The 14289-nt window shown below is 68.7% G+C and carries 12 protein-coding genes; 10 read left to right on the top strand and 2 right to left on the bottom strand.

The features are described from left to right. The first annotated feature begins 14 nt into the window (after positions 1–14). The 10 genes from rimP to EJV46_RS14870 all read left to right on the top strand — a co-directional run bounded on the left by rimP (position 15) and on the right by EJV46_RS14870 (position 12075). Positions 15–533 carry a ribosome maturation factor RimP gene (rimP, locus tag EJV46_RS14915; protein WP_370323087.1) on the top strand — a complete coding sequence of 173 codons (519 nt, stop codon included), beginning with the start codon at positions 15–17 and terminating at the stop codon, positions 531–533. Positions 534–536: 3 nt separating this feature from the next. Next, on the top strand, positions 537–2090 hold the full coding sequence (nusA, locus tag EJV46_RS14910) for a transcription termination factor NusA (protein ID WP_131549491.1): 1554 nt from the start codon (positions 537–539) through the stop codon (positions 2088–2090). A 28-nt stretch (positions 2091–2118) separates the two neighbouring features. After that, a complete protein-coding gene (locus EJV46_RS14905; RefSeq protein ID WP_131549490.1) occupies positions 2119–2715 on the top strand; it encodes a DUF448 domain-containing protein in 597 nt (198 codons plus the stop codon). Positions 2716–2736: 21 nt separating this feature from the next. Next, complete coding sequence (infB, locus tag EJV46_RS14900) at positions 2737–5529, top strand: translation initiation factor IF-2 (protein ID WP_131549489.1); 2793 nt, start codon at positions 2737–2739, stop codon at positions 5527–5529. A 171-nt stretch (positions 5530–5700) separates the two neighbouring features. Further along, complete coding sequence (rbfA, locus tag EJV46_RS14895; RefSeq protein WP_131549488.1) at positions 5701–6120, top strand: 30S ribosome-binding factor RbfA; 420 nt, start codon at positions 5701–5703, stop codon at positions 6118–6120. A gap of 70 nt (positions 6121–6190) precedes the next feature. Continuing rightward, complete coding sequence (gene truB, locus EJV46_RS14890) at positions 6191–7135, top strand: tRNA pseudouridine(55) synthase TruB (protein ID WP_131549487.1); 945 nt, start codon at positions 6191–6193, stop codon at positions 7133–7135. A gap of 71 nt (positions 7136–7206) precedes the next feature. Beyond that, the gene (gene rpsO / locus EJV46_RS14885; RefSeq protein WP_131549486.1) at positions 7207–7476 is read left to right on the top strand and encodes a 30S ribosomal protein S15; all 270 of its coding nucleotides are present in this window, start codon (positions 7207–7209) and stop codon (positions 7474–7476) included. Positions 7477–7516: 40 nt separating this feature from the next. After that, a complete protein-coding gene (locus EJV46_RS14880) occupies positions 7517–8032 on the top strand; it encodes a hypothetical protein (protein ID WP_165585559.1) in 516 nt (171 codons plus the stop codon). A 302-nt stretch (positions 8033–8334) separates the two neighbouring features. Then, positions 8335–10545 carry a polyribonucleotide nucleotidyltransferase gene (gene pnp, locus EJV46_RS14875; protein WP_131549484.1) on the top strand — a complete coding sequence of 737 codons (2211 nt, stop codon included), beginning with the start codon at positions 8335–8337 and terminating at the stop codon, positions 10543–10545. Between the two features lie 129 nt (positions 10546–10674). Continuing rightward, positions 10675–12075, top strand: coding sequence for a nitronate monooxygenase family protein (locus tag EJV46_RS14870; protein WP_131549483.1), 1401 nt, complete (start codon positions 10675–10677; stop codon positions 12073–12075). Between the two features lie 12 nt (positions 12076–12087). On the opposite strand, the gene EJV46_RS14865 is transcribed toward EJV46_RS14870, so the two are convergent. Beyond that, a complete protein-coding gene (locus tag EJV46_RS14865) occupies positions 12088–12711 on the bottom strand; it encodes a hypothetical protein (protein WP_131549482.1) in 624 nt (207 codons plus the stop codon). A gap of 53 nt (positions 12712–12764) precedes the next feature. Next, the gene (locus EJV46_RS14860) at positions 12765–14219 is read right to left on the bottom strand and encodes a PLP-dependent aminotransferase family protein (protein ID WP_131549481.1); all 1455 of its coding nucleotides are present in this window, start codon (positions 14217–14219) and stop codon (positions 12765–12767) included. Positions 14220–14289: the final 70 nt, after the last annotated feature.

The following is a 14289-nucleotide window of genomic DNA, read 5'->3' as shown; positions in this document are numbered from 1 at the left end:
CGCCTTTTTTGTTTTTGACGATCGAACGTCCGCGACATGAAGGGCTCGACGCCCGCATTGCCGATCTCGTGGCTCCCACCATCGAGCACATGGGTTACGAGCTCGTCCGCGTGCAGATCAGCGGGAAGGAGCGCCCGACGGTCCAGATCATGGCGGACCGGATGGACGGCGCGACCTTCACCGTCAGCGATTGCGAGAACATCAGCCATGCCGTGGGCGCCGTGCTCGACGTCGCCGATCCGATCAAGGCCGAATGGATGCTCGAAGTCTCCTCGCCCGGCATCGACCGCCCGCTGACCCGCACCAAGGACTGGGAGCGATACGCCGGCCATGTCGCGACGGTGGAGATGCAGATCCCCGTCGACGGCCGCAAGCGCTTCCGCGGCATCGTGCTCGGTGCGGACCTGGAGCAGGCGCGGCTCCGCCTGGACGAAGGCCCCGAGATCTCCCTCCCGCGCGACCAGATGCGGCGCGCGAAACTCGTCCTCACCGAAGAACTCATCGCCGCCACGTCGGCGAAAAAAGGGAACTGAGACATGGCCCTGGATGTTGCGATCCCCCGCCCCGAATTCCTGCAGGTCGCCGAGGCCGTCGCGCGCGAGAAGATGATCGAGCGCGAGGAAGTGCTCGAGGCCATGGAGCTGGCCATGGGCAAGGCCGGCAAGCAGACTTATGGCCAGAACAAGGACATCCGCGCCGAGATCGACCGCAAGACGGGCGCCGTGAAGCTCTCGCGCTGGACCCAGGTGGTCGACGACGAGGCGCTGGAGGACGAGGAGACGCAGATGCCGATGCGCATCGCGACCAGGATCCGCCCGGGGATCCAGGTCGGCGAGTTCATCGTGGATCCGCTCCCGCCGGTGGATTTCGGCCGCATCGGCGCGCAGACGGCCAAGCAGGTCATCGTCCAGCGCGTGCGCGAGGTCGAGCGGAAGAAGCAGTTCGACGAGTACAAGGACCGCGTCGGCGAGATCATCAACGGCACGGTGAAGCGCACCGAATACGGCAACCTGATGGTGGAGCTAGGCAAGGCCGAGGCGCTGCTGCGCCGCGACGAGACCATCCCCCGCGAGGCCTTCAAGAACGGCGACCGCGTGCGGGCCTATATCTACGACGTCCGGGAGGAGCCGCGCGGCCCGCAGATCTTCCTGTCGCGCACGCATCCCGGGTTCCTCGCGAAGCTCTTCGCCCAGGAAGTGCCCGAGATCTACGACGGCATCATCGAGATCAAGGCCGTGGCCCGCGACAGCGGCTCGCGCGCCAAGATGGCCGTCATCTCGCGTGACAGCAGCATCGATCCCGTCGGCGCCTGCGTCGGCATGCGCGGCTCGCGCGTGCAGGCCGTGGTCGCCGAGCTGCAGGGCGAGAAGATCGACATCATCCCCTGGAGCTCCGACATCGCGACCTTCATCGTGAACGCGATGGCGCCGGCCGAGGTCTCCAAGGTCGTGCTCGACGACGAGAGCAAGCGCGTCGAAGTCGTGGTGCCGGATGAGCAGCTTTCGCTCGCCATCGGCCGTCGCGGCCAGAATGTGCGCCTCGCCTCGCAGCTCACGCGCTACGACATTGACATCCTGACCGAGGCCGGCGAATCCGAGCGTCGCCAGGAGGACTTCCGCAAGCGCAGCGGCCTCTTCGTCGAGGCGCTGGATGTGGACGACGTGATCGCCGGCCTGCTGGTGACCGAGGGCTATTCGACGATCGAGGAGATCATCGAGGTCGACGACGAGGAGCTGGCCGGCATCGAGGGCTTCGACGAGGCCATCGCCACCGAGCTGAAGCGCCGCGGCATGGCCTTCCTCGAGGCCAAGGACGCCGAGTTCGAGAATCGCCGCGTCGAGATCGGCGTGTCGGACCAGATCGCCGAGATCGGCACCTTCACGCCGGCCATGCTGGTCGCGCTGGGCGAGGGCGGGGTCAAGTCGCTGGACGACCTGGCCGACCTGGCCTCCGACGAGCTCATCGAGATCCTGGGCGCCGATGCGATGGACGAGGAGACGGCCAACGCCGTCATCATGGCCGCGCGCGCGCATTGGTTCGGCGAGGAGGGCGAGCAGGGCCGGAACGAGGGGGAAGAGGCCACTGGCTGACCTTGCGCAACCCGCCGCGGAGACCGATATGCCGGATGACGCGATCGCGCGCGAGCGCGGTCCGTTGCGGCGCTGCATCGTCACGCGGCAGGTGCTCCCCAAGGAGCGGCTGGTCCGTTTCGTCATAGGTCCCGCGCGCGAGCTGGTGCCCGATCCGGGTGGACGCCTGCCGGGTAGGGGCCTATGGTTGCTGGCGCAGGAAGACGTGTTGCGGAAAGCGCTCAAGCAGGGCGCCTTTGCCAAGGCAGCGCGGGGCTCCGTGGGAGTTCCGGGCAACCTTGGCGCGCTTGTCGTTTCCGGCCTGCGGCAGCGCATCCGCGATTTCCTGGGCTTCGCCCGGCGCAGCGGCGAGGCGGTCGCGGGGCGTGAGGCGGTGATGGACTGGCTCCGCCACGGCAAGGTGGCGCTGCTGGTCCAGGCTTCGGACGGCAGCCCGGCCGAGCGGAGCAGGCTGGTCGGCAGCCGTGAATTGCCGGTGCTGACTCCGCTCACGGCCGCGGAGTTGGGAGGGGTTTTCGGAAGGGATCGCGCGGTGCATGTCGCGGTCTCCCCGGGTCGGATGGTGTCCTCGCTGCAGGCGGAGACGGCCCGGTTGGCCGGCTTCGAGCCGGCAGCCGGGGTTTAGGGATTGGTTTCGGAACGGCGAATGAGCGACCAGAACGATCAGGATGCGGCGAAGAGCCGGTTGAGCCTCCGCCCCGCGGGCCGCTTGGAGCTGGGGAAGACTGTCGACGCCGGAAGCGTCCGGCAGAGCTTCAGCCATGGGCGCTCGAAGGTGGTCCAGGTCGAGGTCGTGAAGAAGCGCGCCACGGTGCCCGGCACGCCGCCCGCGACGCTGCGTGCCCCCACGCCGCCGGCGCGCCCCGGTGCGCCGCAGCGCCCGGCCGCGCCCGGTGGCCCGGCAAAGCCCGGCGCGGCTCCCTCGCGCGGGCCGGCGCCCAGCGCCGGCCGGCCGCTGACCGCGAGCGAACTCGCCACGCGCCAGCGCGTGCTCGAGGAGAACCGCCGCCTCGAGGCCCAGCGCGAACGCGAGCAGCGCGAGCAGCAGGCCCTCATGGTGCGCAGCGCCGCCGAGGAGGCCGCCCGCCGTGCCGAGGACGAATCTCGCCAGCGTGAGGAGGACGAGGCCAACGCCCGCGCCGCCGAGCAGGAGGCCAAGCGCGCCGAGCGCGAGGCCGCCCGCGCGGCCCCGGCTCCGGCCGCCGCTCCCCAGCCGGCTCCGGCTGCTGTCGCTCCTGCCGCGGCTCCGGCGCCCGCGCCGCGTCCGGCCGCTCCCCAGGAGGCGCCCCGCCCCGCCGCGCCCCGCGTGACGCCGCTTGCGGCCCGCGCGACGCAGGGGCCCGCCGTTCGGCCGTCCAATCCGCCGTCGTCGCCTTCCGCGCCGTCGGCCAGGCTCTCGCTCAACCCGCGCGCCCGCGGCGAAGAGGAGGACGACCGCCGCGGCCCCGCGCGCCGTCCCGGTGGCTTCACGTCGCCCGGCGGCGTGAAGCGCCCGATGCCGGCGCCTGTGAAGAAAACCCCGCTGGCCGGCGGCCGCCGCGACGCCAGCGGCCGCATCGACGTGGCCGCCGCGATGGATGGCGAGGACGAGCGCAGCCGCTCGATGGCCTCGGTCCGCCGTGCCCGCGAGCGCGAGCGGCGCCAGCAGGAGCTGGCCCGCCTCCGTGCCGGCCAGGAGCGCGTCGTCCGCGACGTGGTCATCCCCGAGACCATCACCGTCCAGGAGCTGGCCAACCGCATGGCCGCCCGCGGCGGCGAGGTGGTGAAGGCGCTGTTCCGCATGGGCGTGATGGCGACTCTGACCCAGAGCATCGACGCCGACACGGCCGAACTGGTCGCGCAGGAATTCGGCCATCGCGTGAAGCGCGTGGCGGAAGACGACGTGGAAATGGGCCTCGAGGGCATGGTCGACGAGGACGAGGCGCTGCAGCCGCGCCCGCCCGTCGTCACCATCATGGGCCATGTCGACCACGGCAAGACGAGCCTGCTCGACGCCCTCCGCAAGACGGACGTGGCGGCGCGCGAGGCGGGCGGCATCACCCAGCATATCGGCGCCTATCAGGTCGAGACCGCGTCGGGGAAGGTCACCTTCATCGACACGCCGGGCCATGAGGCCTTCACGGCGATGCGTGCCCGCGGCGCCGGCGTCACCGACATGGTGGTGCTGGTGGTGGCGGCCGATGACGGCGTGATGCCGCAGACCATCGAGGCCATCAAGCACGCCCGCGCCGCGGACGTGCCGCTGATCGTGGCGGTGAACAAGATCGACAAGCCGGGCATCAACCTGGATCGCGTGCGGCAGGAGCTTCTGCAGCACGAGATCGTGGTGGAAAGTCTGGGCGGCGACACGCAGGAGATCCAGGTCTCGGCCACCAAGGGCACGAACCTCGACAAGCTTCTGGAGGCCATCATCCTCCAGGCCGAGATCCTCGACCTGCGCGCCAATCCGGACCGCTCGGGCGAGGGCACCGTGATCGAGAGCAAGCTCGATCGCGGCCGCGGCCCGGTGGCGACGGTGCTCGTGCAGAACGGCACGCTAAACCAGGGCGACATCGTGGTCGCCGGCTCCGAATGGGGCCGCGTGCGCGCGCTGGTGGACAATCGCGGCGCGCAGATCAAGGCGGCCGGCCCGTCCTTCCCGGTGGAGATCTTGGGCCTTTCGGGCGTGCCCTCGGCCGGCGAGAACTTCGTCGCCGTCGAGAGCGAATCCAAGGCGCGCGAGGTCAGCGAGTTCCGCCAGCGGCGGGCGCGCGACAAGGCGGCGGCGCTGCTGGGCGCCAACCGCGGCTCGCTCAACGAGATGCTGGCCCGGATCCAGGCCGGCGAGCAGAAGGAAGTGGCGGTCGTCGTCAAGGCGGACGTGCAGGGCTCGGCGGAGGCGATCAACGTCACCCTCGGCAAGCTCGGCAACGAGGAGGTGCGCGTGCGCGTGCTGCACTCGGCGGTCGGCCAGATCACCGAGAGCGACATCCAGCTCGCCAAGGCGTCCAACGCCGTAGTCGTGGCCTTCAACGTCCGCGCCACGACGCAGGCCCGCGAGATGGCGCAGCGCGACGGCGTGGACATCCGCTACTATTCGATCATCTACCAGGTGTCGGACGACATCGAGGCGATCTTCAAGTCCCGCCTGGCGCCGGTCCAGCGCGAGAACTTCATCGGCTACGCGACCATCCTGCAGGTCTTCGAGGTCAAGCGCCTCGGCAATGTGGCGGGTTGCCGCGTGACCGAGGGCGTGGTGAAGCGCGGCTGCGGCGTGCGCCTCATCCGCGAGGGCGTCGTGATCCACGAGGGCGAGCTCGGCACGCTGCGCCGCTTCAAGGACGATGTCCGCGAGGTCACCAATGGCTACGAATGCGGCATGGGCTTCAAGAACTATGACGACATCCGCGTCGGCGACCAGATCGAGTGCTTCGAGACGGAGACGGTCGCCGCGGCATAGCCGCGGCGAGTCTTTTTTGCCCTCAGGCGCCGGGCGCCGCCTCCGGCGGCTTGGCTCCGCCGCGCCCCTGGCGCGCCGGGCCGCAAGGTGGAGTGGGCGGCGCCGGCGGCTTTGCCGCCGGATTCCCTGAATTGGGTGCCCGTTCTTTCGGGGGCGCCATGAGGTAAGGCCATGGCCAAGCGTCAGCACGACACCCCGCCCGGCGCGCCCTCGCAGCGCCAGCTCCGCGTTTCGGAAGAGGTGCGCCACGCGCTGGCGGCCGTCTTCGAGCGGGGGGATTTCCGCGACCCCGACCTCGCCAATGCGCGGATCACCGTGACGGAGGTGCGGGCGAGCCCGGACCTCAAGCACATGACGGCCTTCATCAGCGGCCTAGGCCGCGACGTGCCGCCGGAGCAGTTTGCGGCGCTGAAGCGGGCCAGCGCCTTCCTGCGGGGGCAGGTGGCCAAGTCGGTGCGGCTGAAATTCGCGCCAGCGCTGCATTTCCAGCCGGACGAGGCGCTCGACTACGCCATGAAGATGGACGTGCTGATGAAGCAGCCGGAGGTGGTGCGGGATCTCAAGACCGACGAAAAGAAGGAAGAGAGTTGAGCGAAAGCCCTACCCCTCCTGGCTCAACCGCGTAGAACCCGCGCTGCAAATCGGACCGACTTCACCAGACATGGCACGCAACTTCCGCAAGAAGCCCCGCGGTCGCGAGATCGACGGCTGGCTCATCATCGACAAGCCCAGCGGCATCGGCAGCACCGACGTCGTGAACAAGGTGAAGCGCGCCTATGACGCGCAGAAGGCGGGGCATGGCGGCACGCTCGACCCGCTGGCCACGGGCCTGCTGCCCATCGCCTTCGGCCATGCCACCAAAACCGTTCCCTATGTCATGGACGGTACCAAGGTCTATCGCTTCACGCTGCGCTTCGGCGAGGCGCGCGACAGCGACGACGCCGACGGCGCCGTGATCGAGACCAGCGATGTCCGCCCAACGGACGAGGCCATCCGCGCCGCGCTGCCCGCCTTCACCGGCGACATCATGCAGGTTCCGCCCATCTATTCGGCCATCAAGGTGAATGGCGAGCGCGCCTACGATCTGGCGCGCGACGGGCAGGTGGTCGAGCTGGAGGCGCGCCCGGCGCGCGTCGATCGCTTCGAACTCATCGCTCGGCCCGACGCCGACACGGCCGAGTTCGAGGTCCAGTCCGGCAAGGGCGTCTACATGCGCTCGCTGGCCCGCGACGTCGCCCGCGCCACCGGGGCCGTCGGCCATATCGTCGCCCTGCGCCGCACGCGGGTCGGACCCTTCCAGGAATCGGACGGCGTGGCCCTGGACAGGATCGTCGTTACAGGCGATACGCCTCCCCCTTCGCTGGACCTCCTTCTGCCCCTGACGACCGCGCTGGCCGACATCCCGGCACTGGCCGTCGTGGAAGGGGAGGCCGCCCGCCTCAGTTTCGGCCAGGCTTTGAGCCTCGTGGATCTGATGGGCCGGGTTCCATCCGAGGCCAGCCCCGATGGGGGCCTGGTCCGCGTGATGGCAGGGGAGCGGTTCGTCGGGTTGTGTCGCCTCGAGGAGGGGATGCTGCGGCCCGAGCGGTTGATGGCCCCGGCTTGAGAAAGCCGGCCTAGACCAACGGATCGGTTCATCTCTCAGCCGCACCCGCGGCCAACCCGAAGGATCTCACGATGTCGATCACCGCGGAGCGCCGCCAGGCGCTCATCACCGAGCATGCCAAGAAGCCGGGCGACACCGGCAGCCCCGAAGTGCAGGTCGCCCTGCTCTCCGAGCGCATCTCGAACCTCACCGAGCACCTGAAGACCCACGCCAAGGATTTCCATAGCCGCCGTGGCCTGCTGGTCCTGGTCGGCCAGCGCCGTGGCCTGCTCGACTATGTGAAGCGCAAGGATAAGGCGCGCTACGACGCGCTGATCGCCAAGCTCGGCCTGCGCCGCTAGGGCAGATCCCGAACATGCTGCTTCGCATGATCGGGTGAAGATGCTCGAAAACAAAAAGTTAGAGCTTTTGAGTGAGCCTATTCGAACGGAAAAAGCTCTAAGGGCGATGGCGGCCGGGGGCGTTCCGCTCTACCGGAACAGCCGCTCCTGGCGCCTGCGCTGTCTGTGTCTCGGCTTCTGGGCCCTGGTCGCTTTCTTCGCGGCCGGGGCCCTTCTGATTCACGCGACCGGGTCGGATCGGGGTAACGACGTGGAAAGCTTCGCCGGCCTGGCACTCGTAATCGGCGCGTTCGCGCTGCTGCTCGATACGTATCGGCGCGTCTACGTGATCTCGATGCGCCGGCTCGGCGACGAACTCCATGTGGAGACGCTGGGACTGTTCAGCCCCGGCCGGCACCGGCTGGACGGGCGGGCGCTGCGCGGCGCGCGGCAGAGCCGGTATCTCGCGCGGGGCAGGGTCTCGACCGCGACCCTGCTGCCCCGGCCCGGCCGGTGGTTCCCCTTCGTGATCGACACGACCGAGGATCGCCTGCACGCCCCCATCCGGCGGCCGTGATTCGCGCTGGCATTCCCCGGCCATCCGGTCCATAAGGCCGCCCAGCCGGTCCCCGGGTCTGCCCGGGCCGGCTCAACCACGCGCGCAGCGGTGGGTTGTCAGAGCCTCCGATCCCCCCGAATGGAAGACGGGTCTGGCGGCGTTTCCGGCCACATGGCTTGCCGCGGGGGAACCCCGGCCCCCATGTTCCCCGAAGCGCCGAAAGCCTCCCTCCCACAAGGGCCTTTTCCGCGGACGGCTGTCACACCTGCCGCATGCGTACCAGAAGTCCCCGCACCGATGCGGGGCGAGAAGGACGACGCATGTTCGACAACTACTTCCGCAAGGATATCGCCTGGGGCGGTCAGATCCTGACGCTGGAGACCGGCAAGGTCGCCCGTCAGGCCGACGGCGCCGTCATGGCTCGCCTGGGCGACACTATCGTGCTCTGCACCGTGGTTGGCGCCCGCAACGTGAAGCCGGGCCAGGACTTCTTCCCGCTGACGGTCAACTACCAGGAAAAGGCCTTCGCGGCCGGGAAGATCCCCGGCGGCTTCTTCAAGCGGGAGGGCCGTCCCTCCGAGAGCGAGACGCTGATCTCGCGCCTCATCGACCGCCCGCTGCGCCCGCTCTTCCCCGAGGGCTTCCGCAACGAGGTGCAGGTCATCGCGACCGTTCTCAGCCATGATCTCGAGAACGATCCCGACATCGTGGCGCTGGTCGGCTGCTCGGCGGCGCTGACGCTCTCGGGCATTCCCTTCTTCGGCCCGGTGGGCGGCGCGCGCGTCGGCTACATCGGCGGCGAGTACGTGCTGAACCCGACCGCCGCGCAGCGCAAGCTGAGCGATCTCGACCTCGTCGTCGCCGGCACCGCCGAGGGCGTGCTGATGGTGGAGTCCGAGGCGAAGGAGCTCTCTGAGGAGGTGATGCTCGGCGCCGTCGAATTCGGCCACCAGCAGTTCCAGGCCGTCATCCAGGGCATCATCGCCTTGGCCGAAGTGGCCGCGAAGGAGCCCTGGGATGTGGCCGAGGCCGATCCGGCCCTGGCGACCCTGAAGGCCCGCATCGCCGAGCTCGGCACGGCCTCGGTCGGTGAAGCGTATAAGATCACCGAGAAGCTTTCGCGCCAGAAGGCCGTTGGCGCCGCCAAGAAGGCCGTGCTCGCGACCCTGGAGTCCGAGGGTGCCGACGTGGGCGCCGCCAAGGGCATGATGAAGGAGCTCGAGGCGGATGTGGTCCGCAACGCGATCCTGGACACCGGCCTGCGCATCGACGGCCGCGACACCAAGACGGTCCGCCCGATCCTCGCCGAGGTCGGCGTGCTGCCGCGCGCCCATGGCTCCGCGCTGTTCACCCGTGGCGAGACGCAGGCCCTCTGCGTCGCGACCCTGGGCACGGGCCAGGACGAGCAGGTCATCGACGCCCTCGCGGGCGAGTACCGCGAGAACTTCATGCTGCACTACAACTTCCCTCCCTACTCGGTGAACGAGACCGGCCGCATGGGCTCGCCGGGCCGTCGTGAGATCGGCCACGGCAAGCTGGCCTGGCGCGCGATCCACCCGGTCCTGCCGGAGAAGGAGAAGTTCCCGTACACGATGCGCGTCGTGTCCGAGATCACGGAGTCCAACGGCTCGTCGTCGATGGCGACGGTCTGCGGCACCTCGCTCTCGCTGATGGACAGCGGCTGCCCGCTGCTCCGTCCGGTGGCCGGCATCGCCATGGGCCTGATCAAGGAGGACCGCGGCTTCGCGGTGCTCTCCGACATCCTGGGCGACGAGGATCACCTCGGCGACATGGACTTCAAGGTGGCGGGCACGGAAGCCGGCATCACCGCGCTGCAGATGGACATCAAGATCACGTCCATCACCTTCGACATCATGAAGACGGCGCTGGGCCAGGCCAAGGATGGCCGCTTCCACATCCTCGGCGAGATGGCCAAGGCCATCAGCGGCGCCCGCGGCGAGATGGCGGCCACCGCGCCGCGCATCACCGTGATCAATGTGCCCAAGGACAAGATCCGCGAAGTCATCGGCACGGGCGGCAAGGTGATCCGCGAGATCGTCGAGCAGACCGGCACGAAGATCGACATCGAGGATGACGGCACGATCAAGATCGCGTCGACCAACCCCGAGGCGACCCAGGCCGCGATCGACCGCATCAAGGGCATCACGGCCGAGGCCGAGATCGGCGCCATCTACAACGGCAAAGTGGTGAAAACCGCCGAATTCGGCGCCTTCGTGAACTTCCTCGGCGCCAAGGACGGTCTCGTCCACATCTCCGAGCTGGCCAACGACCGCGTGAACAAGACCACCGACATCGTCAAGGACGGCGACGCGGTGAAGGTCAAGGTCATCGGCTTCGACGACCGCGGCAAGGTGAAGCTGTCCATGCGCGTGGTCGACCAGGCCACGGGCGCGGACATCACCGAGCAGGTCGGCGAGCGCCGCCCCCGCGCCGAGGGTGAGGGCGAGGACCGTCCCCGCCGCGACCGCGACGACCGTGGCGGCCGGGAGCGCCGTCCCCGCCGCGACTGATCCGGCACAATCGGCCGGGAACTTTGCATCCCGGCCGAAAATCCCCATATCCACCCGGCGCCCGATGGCACCGGGTGTTTTCATGCTAGTGTCACATCCTGAAATATGGACGGCGGGGACGACGCGGAAGTGAAGGCTATCAATACCATCCGCATGGGCGGCGTGGACGTTCTTCCCCTCGTGGAAGGCGGCAAGGGCGTCGCCGTCAGCAACGGCCTGACCGCCGGGGCCTGGGCCGCCGCCGGCGGCGTCGGCACCTTCTCCGCCGTCAATGCCGACAGCTACGACGCCGAGGGCCGGACCGTCCGGCAGATCTATACCGGCCGGACGCGCGTCGATCGCCATGAGGAACTCGTGGCCTACGGCATCGCCGGCGGCATCGCCCAGGCGCGCGAGGCCCGCGAGGTCGGCGGCAAGAATGCCCGCATCCACGCCAATATCCTCTGGGAGATGGGCGGCGCCGAGCGCGTGATCCGTGGCGTGCTGGAGGGGGCCCGCGGCCTCATCAACGGCATCACCTGCGGCGCCGGCATGCCCTATCGCCTGTCCGAAATCGCGCGCGAGTTCGGCGTGCACTACTACCCCATTGTCAGCTCCGCCCGCGCCTTCAGCGCGCTGTGGAAGCGCAGCTACTCCAAGGTCAGCGACTGGCTGGGCGGCGTGGTCTACGAGGATCCCTGGCTGGCCGGCGGCCATAACGGCCTGTCCAACGGCGAGGACCCGAAGCGGCCGGAAGCTCCCTATGACCGCGTCCGCAAGCTGCGCGAGCAGATGCGCGCCTTCGGCCTGGACGACACGCCGATCATCATGGCCGGCGGCGTCTGGTGGCTGGAGGAATGGGACGACTGGATCGACAATCCCGAGCTCGGCCCCATCGCCTTCCAGTTCGGCACGCGTCCCCTGCTGACCAAGGAGAGCCCGGTCAGCGAGGCCTGGAAGCAGCGGCTGACCGGCCTCAAGGCCGGCGACGTGCTGCTGCAGCCCTTCTCGCCGACGGGCTTCTATTCCTCCGCCGTCCGCAACGAGTTCCTGCAGGACCTGGAGGCGCGTAGCGAGCGCCAGGTGGCCTATACCAGCGAGCCGATCGGCGAGCACACGGCCGAGTTCGGCGTGGGCCCGCGCAAGCGCCCGGTGTGGCTGACGCCGGCCGACCGCGAGCACGCCGTGGCCTGGACCGGCCATGGCTTCAGCGAGGCGCTGCGCACGCCGGATTCCACGCTGGTCTTCGTGACGCCCGAGAATGCGCGCGAGATCGTGAAGGACCAGGTGGACTGCATGGGCTGCCTCAGCCAGTGCCGCTTCAGCAACTGGACGCAGCATGGGCCGGAGTTCAGCACGGGCAAGAAGGCCGATCCGCGCAGCTTCTGCATCCAGAAGACGCTGCAGGACATCGCGCATGACGGTAGCCTGGAGAACAACCTGATGTTCGCCGGGCACAATGCCTATCGCTTCGGTTCGGACCCCTTCTATTCCAACGGCTTCGTGCCGACTGTGAAGCAGCTGGTCGAGCGGATTCTGACGGGGCGTTGAGGCGCAGCCATTCTACAGCGGCTTACTGTCGAGCTTCAGGACTTTGGTCCGCGGATTGTAATCGAGCTGAGGGAAATCGTCGCGGATTTCCGCGATGTACGAGACTGGACTTGGATTGACCAGGATGGGCGTGTCGATTCCGGCGGCTTCCATCGTACCCTTCATCAGATGCAGGCAGGAATTCGTGAAAAATCCGTAGGACTCCCGCGTCGATACGGAGTTCTGCTTGATGCGATCGTCTGCGTATTTCTGCATGTCGCCGAATTTCCCAGGCGCCGCGATCCACGCGGCGCTGATCGACCCACCATGCCCCGCCTTCTGGGAAACGGCGTGCATTACGCTCTTCAAGGTCGACCAGACAGGTCCGCCCGACCGATCCAGCTTGAGGTCGGGAACGCTCTTCCGGCGGGCCACGCCCTTCGCGGCCGAATCATATCGCCCATACTCATAGTATCGTGTTCCGCCTGTCTTGCCCTGGATGATCAGGCAGCCCGCATGCCCGAGGTCTGACAGTTTGTCAGGCGTGGAAAAATCATCTATGCCCAGCCTGTTGACGAATTTCGGTAAGTCTACTTTCGCAGAAGGTACTGAAATTATGTATTCGACGAAAACAATCGGAACGCAAATGTCATCCATGGCCAATCCAATCATTCCATTTGAATGAGAGTAGATGGCTCGTTCTATATTCCCTAGAAAAATTCAGGGGTCTGCTGCATCGCGTTCGACAGCACTGTGGATGCCCACCGCAACGCCCCCGGCTCGTGTCCTGAGAATCCGAGCATGAGCGCCTGGATCGGCCGCTCCGCCAGGAACATCGGACTGACCGGCCGCGCGATCACGCCCGCCCGCTCCGCCGCCGCCGAGACCTCGGTGTCGAGCCATCCCGGCTTCAGCCGCGCGAGCAGCTTGAGGCCCTGATCCGGCGCCTCGACCTCCAGGAAGCGTCCGCAGGAGTCCCGCAGCGCCTCGACCAGCGCGTCCCGCGCCAGCCGGTAGCGCTGGCGCATGCGCCGCAGGTGCTGGCCGAAATGCCCCTCCGCGAGAAAATCCGTGACCACGCCTTCCTGGAAGACGGGAGGGTGCCAGTCGGAGAGCAGCCGCGCCGACTGCACCGGCCCCAGCAGCTCCGGCGGCAGCACCGCATAGCCGAGCCGCAGGCCCGGGAAGAGCACCTTGCTGAAGGTGCCGATATAGATCACCCGCCCGCCGTCATCCACGCCCTGCAGCGCGGCCAGGGGGCGGCCGGCGTAGCGGAACTCGCTGTCGTAATCGTCCTCGACGATCCAGGCGCCGGCGCGCCGCGCCCAGGCCAGCAGCTCCATGCGCCGCGCCATCGAGAGCACCACGCCCATGGGGTATTGCGAGGAGGGCGTGACATAGGCGAGCCGTGCGTTCGGCGAGGCGGCGATCCCTTCGCCCACGATCAGCCCCTGGGCATCCACCGGCACGGGAACGATCCTCGCGCCCGCCGCGGCCATGGCGGCGCGCAGGGCAGGGTAGCAGGGGTCCTCGATCCAGACCGGGTCGCCTGGCGCCACCACCACCTTGCGCACGAGGTCGATGGCCTGCTGCGCGCCGGAGGTGACGATCACCTGGTCCGGCGTGCAGCGCACCGCGCGCGCGGCGCCGAGATAATTCGCGATGGCCTCGCGGAGCGCCAGCGAGCCTCGGGGGTCGCCATAGCCCAGCATGTCGGGATCGGGCGATTGCAGCCGCCGCAGGGTGAGCTGGCGCCAGATGCGGGCTGTGGCCTCGTCCCAGGCGACGCGGCCGGTGTTGAAGGGCTGCGCGCCCGGCTGGACCATGTTGGGGAGGTTGAACGGCACGGGCTCGGGCGTCGCCGGGCGGGCGCGCGCGGCGGCGGGCCGTTCGAGGCCTTGCGGAAGGTCGCGGGAGACATAGCTGCCGGCGCCGACACGGCCCTCGATGAACCCCTCGGCCAGGAGCTGCTCATAGGCCGCGACGACGGTGTTGCGCGCGATGCCGAGCCGCTGCGCCAGGGCGCGCGTGGCGGGCAGCCGCGCGCCCGGCGGCAACGTGCCGCCCAGGATTGCCCGGCGCAGCTCCAGATAGACCTGGCGCAGGAGGGGCGTGCCGTTCGCGCGCTCGATGGCGAGCAGCAGCAGGTCGGAGAGGTCGGCCATGGGGCAGCCTAGCACCGATCGGAAAATGGACCAGAGGACATCGGGTAAATTGGTCCTCGCGACGGACCAA

Origin of the sequence: Roseococcus sp. SYP-B2431 (assembly GCF_004336745.1) — a bacterium.
Classification (GTDB): Bacteria; Pseudomonadota; Alphaproteobacteria; order Acetobacterales; family Acetobacteraceae; genus Roseococcus.
Note: the sequence above shows the minus strand (reverse complement) of the source record. Positions and strands in the feature narration are given on the sequence as shown.

What these genes read in the sequence shown, in the direction of transcription:
- infB (WP_131549489.1), top strand. Translation starts at nt 2,737, where the DNA reads ATGAGCGACCAGAACGATCAGGATGCGGCGAAGAGCCGGTTGAGCCTC.
- EJV46_RS14905 (WP_131549490.1), top strand. Translation starts at nt 2,119, where the DNA reads ATGCCGGATGACGCGATCGCGCGCGAGCGCGGTCCGTTGCGGCGCTGC.
- rpsO (WP_131549486.1), top strand. Translation starts at nt 7,207, where the DNA reads ATGTCGATCACCGCGGAGCGCCGCCAGGCGCTCATCACCGAGCATGCC.
- pnp (WP_131549484.1), top strand. Translation starts at nt 8,335, where the DNA reads ATGTTCGACAACTACTTCCGCAAGGATATCGCCTGGGGCGGTCAGATC.
- EJV46_RS14880 (WP_165585559.1), top strand. Translation starts at nt 7,517, where the DNA reads ATGCTCGAAAACAAAAAGTTAGAGCTTTTGAGTGAGCCTATTCGAACG.
- EJV46_RS14865 (WP_131549482.1), bottom strand. Translation starts at nt 12,711, where the DNA reads ATGGATGACATTTGCGTTCCGATTGTTTTCGTCGAATACATAATTTCA.
- rbfA (WP_131549488.1), top strand. Translation starts at nt 5,701, where the DNA reads ATGGCCAAGCGTCAGCACGACACCCCGCCCGGCGCGCCCTCGCAGCGC.
- nusA (WP_131549491.1), top strand. Translation starts at nt 537, where the DNA reads ATGGCCCTGGATGTTGCGATCCCCCGCCCCGAATTCCTGCAGGTCGCC.
- EJV46_RS14860 (WP_131549481.1), bottom strand. Translation starts at nt 14,219, where the DNA reads ATGGCCGACCTCTCCGACCTGCTGCTGCTCGCCATCGAGCGCGCGAAC.
- truB (WP_131549487.1), top strand. Translation starts at nt 6,191, where the DNA reads ATGGCACGCAACTTCCGCAAGAAGCCCCGCGGTCGCGAGATCGACGGC.